The following is a 13,005-nucleotide window of genomic DNA, read 5'->3' on the forward strand; positions in this document are numbered from 1 at the left end:
TGCCGCCGCCCTCGTCCGTTCTCCCCGTACCGTCATCGGTATGACGATCACACAGCTCCCCGTACCGCCCGCCGAATCCGCTGTCGACGCCTGGCACGCGGTGGTCACCGCGGCGCACGGCCACGATCTACCCGCCGGGGTGCCGGTGCCCGGCCGCGTCGACACCGAAGGAAAGCTGCGGCAGTCCTCGGTGAGCGGGCGCACGCTCCATCTCGTCGCGACAGCGTCCGACGGCTCGAACGAGGGCTCGGCGGACGGCTCGAAGGGCGGCTCGAACGAGGGCTCGGGGGGCGGCTCGTACGACGGGGTGGCCTCGCTGGTCCTCTTCACGGAAGAGGGCAACCGCCACACCGCCTTCCTCGATGTGCTCACCGTACGTCCGGAGGCGAGGCGGCGCGGCGTCGGAGCGGCGCTGTGGGCGGCCGTACGCGCCGAACTGGCTGCCGACGGTCGCACGTCGGTCTCCACCGTCCTGGAACCGGGCGGCGCGGGCGAGGAGTTCGCCACCGGGCTCGGCTTCGAGAATGTGCTGCCGCTCGCCTGGTACGTACAGAACATCCAGGGCGCGCTCGCCGCGCACCCGGAGCAGCTCGCACTGCCCGAGGGCTACACCTACGGCCAGTGGGCGGGCGTCGTGCCGGATGCCTTCGCCGACGCCTTCGCCGAGGCCCACAAAGCCATGGAGGACGCTCCCACCGGCGACCTGGATGAGCGGGCTCACGTCTGGGACGCGGACCGGGTGCGGGCCGCCGCGCAGGTGATTGTGGACCGGGGCGGCGTGGTCCTCTCCTCGGTCGTGCTGCACATGGCGGACGACGGCGCGGTGAAGGGCGGTGCCACGGGCCGTGGCGAGGTCGCCGCCTACACCGAACTGGTGCTGAGAGACCCGTCGGACGTCCGCGCCATCCAGTACGACACCGTGGTCACCCCGGCCCATCGGGGCCGCGGGCTCGGCCGTGCGGTCAAGCGCCACATGCTGGGGACTGTGAGCGCACTGCAACCGGGCGTACGGGAGATTGCGACGACCGTCGCCGACGACAACGGCCCGATGCTGGCCGTCAACGCGCGTCTCGGCTACCGCCGTGAGCGTCCCGTCGCCTTCTTCCAGGCCAAGCTGTAACGGCGTTACAGCGCGTCGGCGTCCGCCACCTCGTCCACGCCCCAGCCGGCCAGCAGCCGCAGCGACTCGGCCGCGCGCGTGCCGGGCTCCGCGTGGTAGGTGACCAGCGAGAGATCGTGGTCGTCGGGCAGCCTCAGCGTCTCGTACGACAGGGTCATCTCGCCCACCAGCGGATGGTGCAGCCGCTTGGTGCCGTGGCCCTTGTCCTGGACCGTGTGCGCGGCCCAGAGCTTGCGGAACTCTTCGCTCTTGACCGACAGTTCGCCGATGAGCGGGGGCAGCTGCGGGTCGTCGGCCGAGCAGCCCGCGTACATCCGCAGCACGCTCACCACCTCGGTCGCCTTGCACTCCCAGTCGACGTACAGATCAGGCGCGTTGGGGTCGAGGAAGACGAGCCGGGCCATGTTCCGCTCCTGCGGCGGCAGCGCGGCGAAGTCGCCGAGCAGTGCGCGGGCCATGCGGTTCCAGCCGATGATGTCCAGCCGGCGCCCGAGTACATACGCGGGCACCCCGTCCATCGCGTCAATCAGCTGCTGCACCGCGGGCCGCAGCTGCTGCGGTCGGCCCATGCGCCGGTGTTTCTTCTGCTTCGGCTTCGCGAGGTGGCTGAGATGGTCCCGCTCGACGTCGGACAGGCGCAGGGCCCGCGCGATCGCGTCGAGCACCTCGGTGGACACATTGCGTCCGTTGCCCTGCTCGAGACGTGTGTAGTACGCGACGGAGACCCCGGCGAGCTGTGCCAGCTCCTCACGGCGCAGCCCGGGGACACGACGGTGGCGGCCCAGCTGCGGCAGGCCGACGTCCTCCGGCTGCAGCCGGGCACGGCGGGAGCGGAGGAATTCGCTGAGTTCGGCGCGCTGGTCCATACAGCCAAGTATTACCGGCCGGGGAGCATGTCCATCCTGACCCTGCCAGTCGTACGCACGCTGGACGTAGGCACAACAGAGGGCTGGGTAAGTGCCCCGCTCCGCGGCACGCTCGTAGCCATGACCACCACCGTTTCCGCATACGCCGCTCCCGCCGCCAAGGCGCCGCTGGAGCGGACCACCGTCCCGCGCCGTCCTGTCGGCGAGCACGACGTGCTCATCGAGATCAAGTACGCGGGCATCTGTCACTCCGACATCCACCAGGCGCGCGACGGCTGGGCCGAGGGCATCTTCCCGATGGTGCCGGGCCACGAGATCGCAGGCATCGTCACCGAGGTCGGTCCCGGTGTGACGAAGTTCGCCGCCGGCGACCGGGTGGGCGTCGGTTGCATGGTCGACTCCTGCCGTGAGTGCGACAACTGCAAGGCCGGCCTTGAGCAGTACTGCTCGGGCGGCAACGTCGGCACGTACAACGCCCTCGACAAGAGCGGCGAGCCGACCTACGGGGGCTACTCCACCCACATCGTCGTCGACGAGGCCTTCACGCTGCGCATCCCCGACGGCCTGTCGCTGGACGTCGCGGCCCCGCTGCTGTGCGCCGGCATCACCCTCTACTCGCCGCTCGCCCACTGGAACGCGGGCCCCGGCAAGAAGGTCGCCATCGTCGGCCTGGGCGGCCTCGGCCACATGGGCGTCAAGATCGCCCATGCGCTGGGTGCCGAGGTGACCGTGCTCAGCCAGTCGCTGCGCAAGAAGGACGACGGGCTGAAGCTGGGCGCCGACCACTACTACGCGACGAGCGACGAGGCGACCTTCGAGGAGCTGGCCGGCAGCTTCGACCTGATCGTCTCGACCGTGTCCGCGCCGCTGCCGCTGGACGCGTATCTGCGCCTGCTGAAGACGGACGGCGCCTTTGTGAACGTGGGCGCTCCCGAGGAGCCCGTCTCGCTCAACCTGTTCTCCGTCATCGGCGGCCGCAAGAGCCTCGCGGGCTCGGGGATCGGCGGTATCGCGGAGACCCAGGAGATGCTCGACTTCTGCGCCGAGCACGGCCTGGGCGCGGAGATCGAACTGATCCGCGCGGACCAGATCAACGAGGCGTACGAGCGGGTGCTGGCGAGCGACGTCCGCTACCGCTTCGTGATCGACACGGCGACGATCTGAGCCCCACCCTCTCGAAGTCGCACCGCCTCACCGCTTCACCGGCTCAACTGCGGCCCCGGCCGCGCCGGATCAGCTTCGTGCCGATCCGGCGCGGGCCGGGGCCTCGGTGCGTACACCATACGGCCGACCACGGCAGCACCGGCACGTACAGCATCGGCGAGTAAGCCTCGCGAATACGGTGAAGCCCTCGTCGGTTCCAGGGCCGACGGGGGCTTCCGTCCAGGCGGGCCAGGACACACGCCGCCTTTCTGACCAGCCCTGGCTTCCAAGGGCTCCGGCGGTGCCCGCTACAAGCTCGATGCCAGCCAACTGCGTTGTGTCGAAATGGTGTTGGGTGCTGGTCCGGCTGCATCCGGCTGGAGTGACCAGTGCTGGACCCTTGCCCGGATCAACGAAGTGGTGCGACGCCGATTCGGCGTGGCATACACCTTGGCCGGGTTGGACCTGCTGCTGCACCGCATCGGCTGGAGTGTGCAGGTCCCATCCTCATCGAGGGCCTCGTCGCCAGGACTGGCCTCGACCTCCAACCGCCGTAACCTCAGCCATTAAAGATCTCTGGATCCAGGAATTCGCATCCGGCCCGGCGTATGTTTCCGGCCTGCGCCGTCCAGAGGGCATTTGCTGCCGCTTGTTCAATATCGCAAAGGCGTGGAGTGTTCGGAGTCGAAATCGTCTTCTGTCTCTGACTTCACAGGAATGGCAGTGAGCGGCGGGCCGGCGGCCGGTAACGCCGCGCTTTTCTGTGTGCCGCCAGCGTGTCGTGGCGTAATCCGAGGCGAGCACCCTCAGTGAAGAAAATCAATGGCGCGGACGAACCACCGGATCCCCACTCCCCTGACGGGCAGTGGTCGACGGTCGGCCTGTCAGGAGTGATTGACTGCAGCGACGGCGGTGGCTTGCCGCACGGGATGAATGACAGCCAGTCGGCTCAATATTTGTCATACATTCTTGAATTTATATGGTGAGTTCCGGCGACATCACCCGGATGAATCATAACCGAGGAGGGGTATCGCCGTAATCTGCCGCTGACAGAAGAGGCGATTCCGTCCGGCGGTGAACGCCGGGCGTCACCACCCTCACAGGAGTTGGCTCCTCGATGACACTGAATATTCCCGATGCGCCGCATCGGCGCACAATGACGGCCTGGACCGCAGGGGTACTTGCCCTGCTGGTCGCCTTGGCAGTTGTGGCAGTGACGCCTACACAGGCAAAAGCAGCAACATTTGTACCTCTGGGTACCGCGGAAAGCTTCGCGGTGCTGGCCGGTTCGGCTGTCACCAAACCGGCAGTTCTGTGATCACCGGAGACGTCGGCGTATCTCCGTCGATGGCCCTGGGCGGATTCCCGCCCGGGGTGGTGGTGGACGGTACGTTCCACCCCGGGGACGCAGTGGCTGGGCAGGCGCAGGACGACCTGGGCACGGCGTACGACTTCGCCTTCGCCGAGCCCACGCAAGCCAACATCTCCGCGGCGCCGGTGACTCCGACGCTGGTTCCGGGCACCTACGGCGCCACGGCCGGTCTCCTGGTCAACGGTATCTGGACCCTGGACGCCCAGAACAACCCCAATGCCGTCTGGGTCTTCAAGATTCCTGAGGGCCTGACAACGACAACCACGAGCAGCATTGTCCTCGCCAACGGCGCCCAGGCGTGCAACGTGTTCTGGGTGGTCGGCGAATCCGCCACGATCCAAGCCGGCTCCATCTTCGCGGGCACCATCATGGCGCTCACCTCGATCACCGTCGTCAGTGGGGCGAACATCCAAGGCCGGGCGCTGGCCCGAAACGGGGCCGTGACGCTGGACACCAACGTGATCACCCGGCCGGATGACTGTGGCGTCGGCACGACCACGACCGATGGCGCGGCCACCACCACGACCGATGGCGCCGCCACGACCACGACCGATGGCGCGGCCACGACCACGACCGATGGCGCGGCCACGACCACGACCGATGGCGCGGCCACGACCACGACCGATGGCGCGGCCACGACCACGAGCACCGGTGGTGCCAACGGTGGTGATGCGAACGGTGGTGATGCGAACGGTGGTGGTGCGAACGGTGGTGGTGCCAACGGTGGTGATGCGAACGGTGGTGATGCGAACGGTGGTGATGCGAACGGTGGTGGTGCCAACGGTGGTGATGCGAACGGTGGTGATGCCCACGGTGGTGGTGCCAACGGTGGTGATGCGAACGGTGGTGATGCCCACGGCACCAGCTCGGGCGGACACACGGGCGGACACTACTGCGACCACTGCTGGGAACCTTCGAAGCCGAAGCCGGTGAAGCCCTGGAAGCCCGGCCACCACAACAAGCCGGGGAAGCCCGACAAGGACGAGGGGAAGCACAAGGCGCAGTTCACCACCGAGTGAGTCCTTCCCCCGAAGTTCGGTGGGAGCAGTGAGACGCGCGTGCGTCGCTTCGGCGGAGTGCGCGCACAGGTAGTCGCCCCACAGGCGAGTGGGACGGGTGGCGCGCGGCGGGATCGTCATCGATTCCGTCGCGCGCCGCATGCGGAAGCAAGGAGCAGCAGGTGCGAGCAGGCGGGATGGGAAGGACCGGGTGGGACCGTGCTGGGCGGCGTTGAGTCGACGAATGTGAAGGAATCGCAGCGGACCGGCGCTGAGCCGGCAACGCAAGGCGGTGGCGGGGTACCGCGTAGGACCCGTGGGATTTCAGGGCCACCCCGCCCGCTGAGCGCGGGAACGGGAGCCGCGGTGGCCCTCTGTCTGGCAGTGGCCCTGGTCCATGTGCTCCTGGTGTTTCTGTACGTTGCGCCCCCGAACGCCATCTCGCAGGCGTACAGCCGGCAGATCAACGCGTGGGTCCTGCCCGTGTTCGAGCAGAACTGGCGGCTCTTCGCCCCGAATCCGCAGTCGGTCAACCGGCAGATCTCGGCGAGGACCAGGCTGACAGCACCGGACGGCACCGCACGGGTGAGCGACTGGATCGATCTGAGCGCCATGGACGATTCCGCCGTCAAGCACAGTGTCTTCCCGAGCCATACGGCACAGAACATGCTGCGCCAGGCTTGGAATTCCTACCTCAGAACGCACGGCGGCGACGACCAGCCGCGCTCGGAACGGGCTCTGATGATGCAGAAGTATCTGCGCAACATCGCAGCGCATCGCGTCGCCGCCCAACGTGGCGGCACCTTCGAGTCCATCCAGCTTCGGGTGATCACCCTGCCCATCGCCGCGCCCGGCGCAGCGGGCGGTTTCCGCCCGGCCAGCGCGGCACCGGCGCGGGTCGAAACCCGGTATCTGCCCTGGTGGAAGGTGGCCTCACATGGAACGGACTGAGCAGGCACTCGCCACGCCCACAACGTCCCGACGCACCACCGAGCCGGCGGCCGTACGCACGCCGCAGCGCGTACCCGAGAGGGTCCATGCGTTCCTCGTCCTCCTGACCGAGCGGCCGGTCTCCCTGTATGCGGCAGCGGTGCTGCGCATCGGGTACGGGCTGCTCTATCTCGCTTTCCTGCTCCGCGAGTTTCCGCACCGCGACGAGATGTGGGGCCCCGGTTCACCGTGGACGCCCGCGCTGGCCAGACAGATGCTCGACCAGAGCGGGTGGTTCAGCGTCCTCACCCTGTCCGACAGCCGGGTGTACTTCGAGGTCTGCTACGCCGTGGCTCTCGTCACGTGTGCGCTGTTCTTGCTGGGCTGGCGGACCCGGGCGGTGTCCGTGCTGTTCGCGGTCGTGGTGGTGTCGTTCCACGCCAAAGCGATCTTCATGGCGGACGGCGGGGACAATCTCATGGTCCTCATGGCCGTCTACCTCGTCTTCACCGCATCCGGCCGGCGCTGGTCCCTCGACGCGCGCAGGACCCGGCTCCGAGCGTCGGTGGGCAAGACGGCAGGCCCGCGCGGCGGCGGTCTCCGGCACCAACTCGGCGACACCCGCGATATCTTGACCACCGTGCTGCACAACTGCGGCATGTTCGTCATCGCCGTCCAGGTCTGTTTCCTCTACGGGTGCGCGGGCCTGTACAAGGTGCAGGGCCCCAGTTGGGGCAACGGCACCGCCCTCCACTACGTCCTGAACATCGACCTGTTCCGGCCCTGGCCGGGTCTGTCCCAGATGATCGACGGCCATCACGTGCTGATCGCCGTCGCCGGCTACCTGACGGTGCTGGTGCAGGTCGCCTTTCCGTTCGTTCTGTTCGGCAGGCTCAAATACCCCGTCCTGATCGTTCTCCTGGGCATGCACGTGAATATCGCGGTGCTCATGGGACTGCCGCTCTTCTCCGGCGCGATGATCGTCGCCGATGCCGCGTTCCTGCCTGACCGCTTCTACCGCTCCCTGGGACGCCTGTGGCAGCGCGCCCCCCGTCCCCCAGGTGTCACGGGAGCGGGAGCCTCGCCCGGATCAGCACACGCCGCGGTACCGCCGCAACCCCGGCCCGCTGGTTGACGCAAACCTCCGCAGGCCGAGTCCGACCCAAGGGCCCCGCCGTGGACGGGGGGTCCTTGGGCATGCCGGCCCCGGAAACCACTCAGGGGCCTGACCCGCTCTGCAGATCAGGCCCCTGACCCGGTACTTGTCTGTCGGGACGGCGGGAGACCCGAGGGCGACGAGTTCCGCGTCGCGGCGTCTTCCGCCTGACCGACGCCGCTCCAGACGGTGCGGGCGACTCACAGAGCTGAACGGACCGCCCTGATCAGAGCCTGGACGCGGGGCACCCGAGCGTGTCTCGCAAGCAGTTGCGTCCGGTGACCACATCGGGTGCCGAAGCCATGGACGACATCTTCAAGGCGAGCCGCGGCGCGACAGCCACAGAGACAGCGGGAAGCCCGCGCTGAGCGTCGTGGTTTCCTCTCTGGCTCCCCACAGCCGGTGAGCGCCGGGGACTGGGTCTGTGACCTGGACAGGGAGCACCCTGCCGCCATTACCTCGCGGGTAATCGACGGCCTCCCGTTCCCTCGGCAGGATCGAAGACATCCGAACGAGCCCCCGCACCAGGAGGACATCATGACCGCCTACGCCGTCGGGCACCTGCTGCCCGCCGCGCACCTGCACGACGAGATCTTCGACTACATGGAGCGGATCCAGTCCACCCTCGACCCCTTCGGCGGTCGCTTCCTCGTCCATGGCGCGACCGTCGAACTCCGCGAGGGCGAGTGGCCGGGCGCGCTCGTCATCATCGGCTTCGCGGGCATGGAGCGGGCGCGCGGGTGGTACGAATCCGAGGCCTACCAGGAGCTTCTGCCGCTGCGTACCCGGCATATGGCCGGTGATGTGATCCTGGTCGACGGCGTCTCCCCGGGCTACGACGCCTCGGCAACCGCCGCCCGGTTCCGGGCGGCCCAGGCCGAGGCGTCATGACAGTCACGATGACGATCTACGGAGAGGCCCGTACGGCGCTGGCGGCCCGGCGCGATCCGAGCCAAGCCGACGAACCGAGGAACGGCCCGCACCCCAGCGCGCGGATGACCGGCCGTCGTGCCCCGGGCGCGCACCGAACCCAGGCGGAAGAAGGGCTGCTGCGCCCCGGTCTCACTCCGGCATATGGCAGGTCGCCTCCACGTTGTTGCCGTCCGGATCCCTGACGAACGCGCCGTAGTAGGCCGCGTGGTACTCGGGCCACACCCGTGGCTCGTGCAGCACCTCCGCCCCCGCCTCGACGGCCGCCGCGTAGAACGCCCGTACCTTCGCGCGGTCGGCCGCGACAAAGGCGATATGCACCTCGCGGGCCTGCCCCTCCGTCGTCACCGGACCGATCCAGAAGGTCGGCTGCGTCGTGCCGTAACCGATCACCTCACCGAAGTCGAGCAGCCGTTTGCCGCCGAGCGGGGCCAGCACACGGTCGTAGAAGGCGGCGCCGGCCGCCGGATCCGCCACTTGTACCGAGATGTGGTCAATCATGAGCCGAGCGTGGCACACGCCACTGACAACCGGCCGCCAGCGCCGGAGCCGGAGCTCAGGCGGACGCGACCTCGACGAGGCGGTCGTCCCTTCTTCTCGAGCCACGATGTCGGTGTCGTACCCCGCGTTCACGACAAGTGTCAGCAGTCCTGTGGTGAAGCGCTGTCGGATTCCGCCGCGCTCAGCGCCCGGAATATCTGTCGAGCAGGCTCGGCTTCTCGGGGGCGAAGGGGACTCCGCTCGCCAGGCCCCGCGCGCCGACGACCAGCGCCTCGCCCAGGAAGCCGACGCCGATGGACAGGTTGATCGGCCGCGCTTCCTCGTGCATGCCCATCCGTACGGCGAGGAAGCCGAAACCCGCCATCACCACCAGGGACCCGACGATGACGAGGAACGTCCTGCCCGTATAGCGCTGATAGAGAATCCCGTCCTTGGGGTAGACCTGGATGGTTGCTCCGCGCAGCGCGCCGAGCCCCACGCCTACCACCGCTCCGCCGATCACCCAGCCGAGGTCGGTCCCGGACAGTTCCTCGACTTCGGTGAGTGCCCAGATTCCGAGTCCAGTGAGTACCAGCGGCGGTGCGAACAAGTCGCGGGCGTTGAGTGGCTCGCCCATCAGCCGCTTGACCACCACTGCGACTGCCACGACGGCGATGATCGTGACGAGTAACCAGATATTCACCACAGCTCCCTCTTTGTTCCAGCCTGTCCGCGTCCGGCGAACGGCGTTTATTTAGCGTGGCCGTGCTATAAAGACAGTATGCCAAAAGTTGTCGTGGCCGAAGCCCGCCGTCAGGACGTCGCACAGGCGGTGCTGCGCGTTGTGGGCCGGGACGGGCTGGAGAGTGCTTCACTGCGCAACGTCGCCGAGGAGGCGGGGTTGGCCATCGGTTCCGTGCGGCACTACTTCGCCGGCCAGACGGAGCTGATGATCTTTACGATGGAGGAGCTCCGGCGGCGCATCGACAACCGCATCCGCCGCCATGCCGAGCAGCTCCTCGACCCGGACGCCGGTATCGACCGCCGGGTCCGCACCGAGGAACTACTCGCCGAATTCCTCCCCCTCGACGAGACTCGACGTGAAGAAGCCGTGCTCTGGACGGCGTTCGTCACCGCCGCAAGCACCCGCCCCGAATTCCGGCCGTGCGCCCGCAGGATGCATGACGAGATGCGCGAGCTGATCGCTCGGGTGCTGCACGAGGCCCAGAAGTCCGGCGGCATTCCCGCCGGACTCGACATCGAGCTGGAGACGCTGCGGCTTGCCGCGCTTCTGGACGGTCTCGCCTTCGGGGGAGTGCTGTACCCGGGCGGTGTCGCCCCTGATGCCGCGCGCGACATCCTCCGTCGGCATCTTCAGTCCCTCACGGTTCCCGCCCAGCCCGGTTGAGACCCGCAGGGAAGATCAGTGCCAGAACCCGACCAGCCGTCAGCGCCGGCCACCGTCAGCAGCCGGAGCCGCCCGAGCCGCCCGAGCGCGACAGACGGTAGGGCGAGTCCAACCGGTACTCACCCGCCCGCGGCACGGTCAGCCGCGTCCACTCGCCCTCCTGCCGCAGACACGCCCTCTGCGCCCGCAGCCACGGCGAGTACGCGACCCGTACCGTCACCGATCCGGCCGCCGGCATCCGTACGACCAGCTCCGCGTCGTCGCCGCTGACCACCGTCGCCGGTGCTGCGGCCAGCGGAACCGCGTCCCGCACCCGGTAGACCGTCCAGCCGCCGTCCTGCCACACCCGCTCCAGCCAGCCCGGCCCGCTCCTGACGATCGCAGCCTCGTCCTCGGCGGGCCCGTCAGGACGCCCGTGGTGCAGGACCACGAAGCCCACCGCCCAGCGGTCCAGCCACTGCCGGTACGTCGCCGGTGTCAGCGACCCGTCGTAGAAGAGCCGCCCGCGCTCCACATCCAGCTGCCGGTTCCAGCCGCGCGCCATATTGACGTGCGGGGCGAGAACGCTCGCCTCGCGGTGGTTGCGGGCGGGGACGACTTCGACGCGCGTGCGGTCGGCGCCCAGCCGCTGCAACTCCCGTACGACGCCGTCGGTGTGCGCGGCCCACGCGGGCACCTCGCCGGAGACGGCCAGATCGTCCTCGGTCTTGTCGATCAGCCAGTAGGTGTTCACGGCCAGCCCGATCGCGAGCACGGCCCGCAGGAGTCTGCCGAGCCCTCCCGCCAGCACCGCCGCGAGCAGCACCGGCGGCCCGACGAGACCCACCAGACGCTCGACGTTCGTGCCGATCGGCGAGGCGATGAGATAGGTGAGGACGACGCCGACGCCGTACACCCCGGCTCCGTACCGCACCACCCGCCAGTCGCGCGGCGCCGCGACCGCCACGGCGGCGGAGGCGGCCAGCGGCATCCACAGTTTCCCGGCCGCCATGGGCTGTTCGCCCTGGAAGGGGAAGAGCAGCGTCACCGCGCCCACCACGGCGAACGGCGGCAGCACGAGCGCGGCGCCGTTGCGCCACTGGCGGTCCAGCAGATACGCGGCCCCCGCCACCACCAGAAAGAGCCCGGCCACCGGACTTGCCATGGCAGCGAGCGCCGCGCACACCACCGCGACGCCCGTCCTGCGTACGTACAGCACGGCGAGCAGCCCGATCGCGACGCCCAGCGCGAAGGTCGTACGACCGGAGGCGACATCGCACCAGAGAGCCAGTGCCCCGAGCACGGCGGGCGGGCCGGGCCGCCGCACTCCGCTGCGTACGAACAGGCAGGCCAGCAGCCATGTGCCGGCCAGACCGGCGGCGACGGACACCGCGCGCACGCCGAAGACGGCCATGAGTGGTGGCGTCAGCAGGCTGTAGTTGGCGGTGTGGGCGCCGCCGTACCAGGAGAGGTTGTACGCCGATGTGGGGTGCCGTTCCATGAACCCCGCCCAGGCGAGCTGCGCCGCCAGGTCGCCGCCGCCGGTCGCGAGCCAGACGGCCCACAGGAGGTACAGCGGCACGACGACGGCCGTCGCGACGAGCGGGACACGCCACCGGGGTGGTGTGTCCCGCTCGTCGTCATCGGCTCGTACGGTCTCTGCCCGCTCGCTGATCCCCACGCCGCAAACCCTAATGGGGCTTCACGGCCCCGCCGTGAGTTCGCCGGCACCTGGCCACGCGGCGAACGGGCCACGCGGCGAACGGTTCCTCCTGCGAGGAGCGGATCGGTCGAGCGCTCCTTGTGGTGGCGGGCGCCGGCGAGCGGTGTCGGGTGCGGGCCGTGGGGGACTCTGTCCTCGACCATGGCCGAACCCTCCTGCCTGCGCGCCACCCGGCCGTTCTACGACGCCGTCGCCGTCGACTACGCCGAGCGCTACCGCACCGGACTCGAGGCCGAGCCGGACGCCCGGATGCTGCGCGAGCCCGACCGGGACGAGAAGGTCCAGCAGGCGCACCTCATGGCCCGCAAACCGGGGAAGCCGTAACGCCGTTGCTGCCGCAGAGCGCACCGGCACTCCCTCTGCTGGCATCGGCGGCCGGAACGCGTGATTTCGCACGGGGCGGAACTCTGCTGCCTCCCGGCCGACCACAACGCTCCTACCCTGAGGGGGTGAGCAGCCACGTGCCGAACCAAGCCCGCGTCATTCCACTCCGCCCGGCCACTGCGGCGCCGCCCCCCGCGGCCAAAGAGCCCCTCTGGCGGCACGTCGTCGGTGACGTACTGCGCCGTGAGCGCCTCGCCCAGGAACGCACGCTCAAGGATGTGGCCGACGCCGCCCGGATCTCGATGCCCTATCTCTCCGAGCTCGAGCGGGGCCGCAAGGAGGCCTCGTCCGAAGTCCTCGCGGCCGCCGCCCGTGCCCTGGGCCTGGGACTGGCCGATGTCCTCGCGCTGGCCCACGGTGAGCTTGCCCGCTCGGCCCGGGCGAGGCCGGCCCGGACCGAGACCGAACCCACTGCGGTCACCTCGGTCGTCTCGGGGCGCGACCGCAGCTCCGGGCGCGCGGCAGCTTCGCCGCACGGCGGAATGTGCCTCGCGGCCTGACAGACGGCCGTCGCCC

The 13,005-nt window shown here is 69.2% G+C and carries 14 protein-coding genes and 1 pseudogene; 11 read left to right on the forward strand and 4 right to left on the reverse strand.

From position 1 onward, the window contains the following. Positions 1-40 precede the first annotated feature (40 nt). Positions 41-1,120 (forward strand): GNAT family N-acetyltransferase, encoded by a 1,080-nt coding sequence (locus OG966_RS25575; RefSeq protein ID WP_326652185.1) that lies wholly within the window; start codon positions 41-43, stop codon positions 1,118-1,120. A gap of 5 nt (positions 1,121-1,125) precedes the next feature. Here OG966_RS25575 and OG966_RS25580 read toward each other — a convergent pair whose 3' ends face one another. Further along, positions 1,126-1,986: a helix-turn-helix transcriptional regulator gene (locus OG966_RS25580; protein WP_326652186.1), complete on the reverse strand. Its 861-nt coding sequence runs from the start codon at positions 1,984-1,986 to the stop codon at positions 1,126-1,128. Positions 1,987-2,106: 120 nt separating this feature from the next. Between OG966_RS25580 and OG966_RS25585 the strand changes: the two genes are divergently transcribed. From OG966_RS25585 to OG966_RS25615, 7 genes and pseudogenes are all read left to right on the forward strand, one after another. After that, positions 2,107-3,150: an NAD(P)-dependent alcohol dehydrogenase gene (locus tag OG966_RS25585; protein WP_326652187.1), complete on the forward strand. Its 1,044-nt coding sequence runs from the start codon at positions 2,107-2,109 to the stop codon at positions 3,148-3,150. Positions 3,151-3,405: 255 nt separating this feature from the next. Continuing rightward, positions 3,406-3,636: pseudogene (locus OG966_RS25590) on the forward strand (helix-turn-helix domain-containing protein); the annotation flags it as partial. Positions 3,637-4,246: 610 nt separating this feature from the next. Beyond that, positions 4,247-4,447 carry a hypothetical protein gene (locus OG966_RS25595; RefSeq protein WP_326652189.1) on the forward strand — a complete coding sequence of 67 codons (201 nt, stop codon included), beginning with the start codon at positions 4,247-4,249 and terminating at the stop codon, positions 4,445-4,447. 29 nt (positions 4,448-4,476) lie between these two features. Further along, positions 4,477-5,520, forward strand: coding sequence for an ice-binding family protein (locus OG966_RS25600; protein ID WP_326652190.1), 1,044 nt, complete (start codon positions 4,477-4,479; stop codon positions 5,518-5,520). Between the two features lie 345 nt (positions 5,521-5,865). Continuing rightward, entirely contained in the window at positions 5,866-6,450 is a 585-nt protein-coding gene (locus tag OG966_RS25605; protein WP_326652192.1) for a DUF5819 family protein, read from the forward strand. Next, positions 6,437-7,564, forward strand: coding sequence for an HTTM domain-containing protein (locus OG966_RS25610; protein ID WP_326652194.1), 1,128 nt, complete (start codon positions 6,437-6,439; stop codon positions 7,562-7,564). The genes OG966_RS25605 and OG966_RS25610 overlap by 14 nt, the downstream gene beginning before the upstream one ends. Positions 7,565-8,122: 558 nt before the next feature. Beyond that, positions 8,123-8,476, forward strand: a complete 354-nt coding sequence (locus tag OG966_RS25615; protein WP_326652196.1) for a DUF1330 domain-containing protein — start codon at positions 8,123-8,125, stop codon at positions 8,474-8,476. A gap of 171 nt (positions 8,477-8,647) precedes the next feature. On the opposite strand, the gene OG966_RS25620 is transcribed toward OG966_RS25615, so the two are convergent. Beyond that, entirely contained in the window at positions 8,648-9,016 is a 369-nt protein-coding gene (locus OG966_RS25620; protein WP_326652198.1) for a VOC family protein, read from the reverse strand. Positions 9,017-9,197: 181 nt separating this feature from the next. Then, positions 9,198-9,698 (reverse strand): DUF1453 domain-containing protein, encoded by a 501-nt coding sequence (locus tag OG966_RS25625; RefSeq protein ID WP_326652199.1) that lies wholly within the window; start codon positions 9,696-9,698, stop codon positions 9,198-9,200. A gap of 78 nt (positions 9,699-9,776) precedes the next feature. On the opposite strand from OG966_RS25625, the gene OG966_RS25630 reads away from it, so the two are divergent. Continuing rightward, entirely contained in the window at positions 9,777-10,403 is a 627-nt protein-coding gene (locus OG966_RS25630; RefSeq protein ID WP_326652201.1) for a TetR/AcrR family transcriptional regulator, read from the forward strand. 55 nt (positions 10,404-10,458) lie between these two features. On the opposite strand, the gene OG966_RS25635 is transcribed toward OG966_RS25630, so the two are convergent. Continuing rightward, positions 10,459-12,063 carry a hypothetical protein gene (locus tag OG966_RS25635; RefSeq protein ID WP_442806756.1) on the reverse strand — a complete coding sequence of 535 codons (1,605 nt, stop codon included), beginning with the start codon at positions 12,061-12,063 and terminating at the stop codon, positions 10,459-10,461. A 183-nt stretch (positions 12,064-12,246) separates the two neighbouring features. On the opposite strand from OG966_RS25635, the gene OG966_RS25640 reads away from it, so the two are divergent. Both OG966_RS25640 and OG966_RS25645 read left to right on the forward strand, forming a co-directional pair. Continuing rightward, the gene (locus OG966_RS25640; RefSeq protein ID WP_326652203.1) at positions 12,247-12,429 is read left to right on the forward strand and encodes a hypothetical protein; all 183 of its coding nucleotides are present in this window, start codon (positions 12,247-12,249) and stop codon (positions 12,427-12,429) included. Positions 12,430-12,554: 125 nt separating this feature from the next. Then, on the forward strand, positions 12,555-12,989 hold the full coding sequence (locus OG966_RS25645) for a helix-turn-helix domain-containing protein (protein WP_326652204.1): 435 nt from the start codon (positions 12,555-12,557) through the stop codon (positions 12,987-12,989). Positions 12,990-13,005: the final 16 nt, after the last annotated feature.

Source organism: Streptomyces sp. NBC_01750, from assembly GCF_035918095.1.
In the GTDB taxonomy this organism is placed as follows: Bacteria; Actinomycetota; Actinomycetes; order Streptomycetales; family Streptomycetaceae; genus Streptomyces.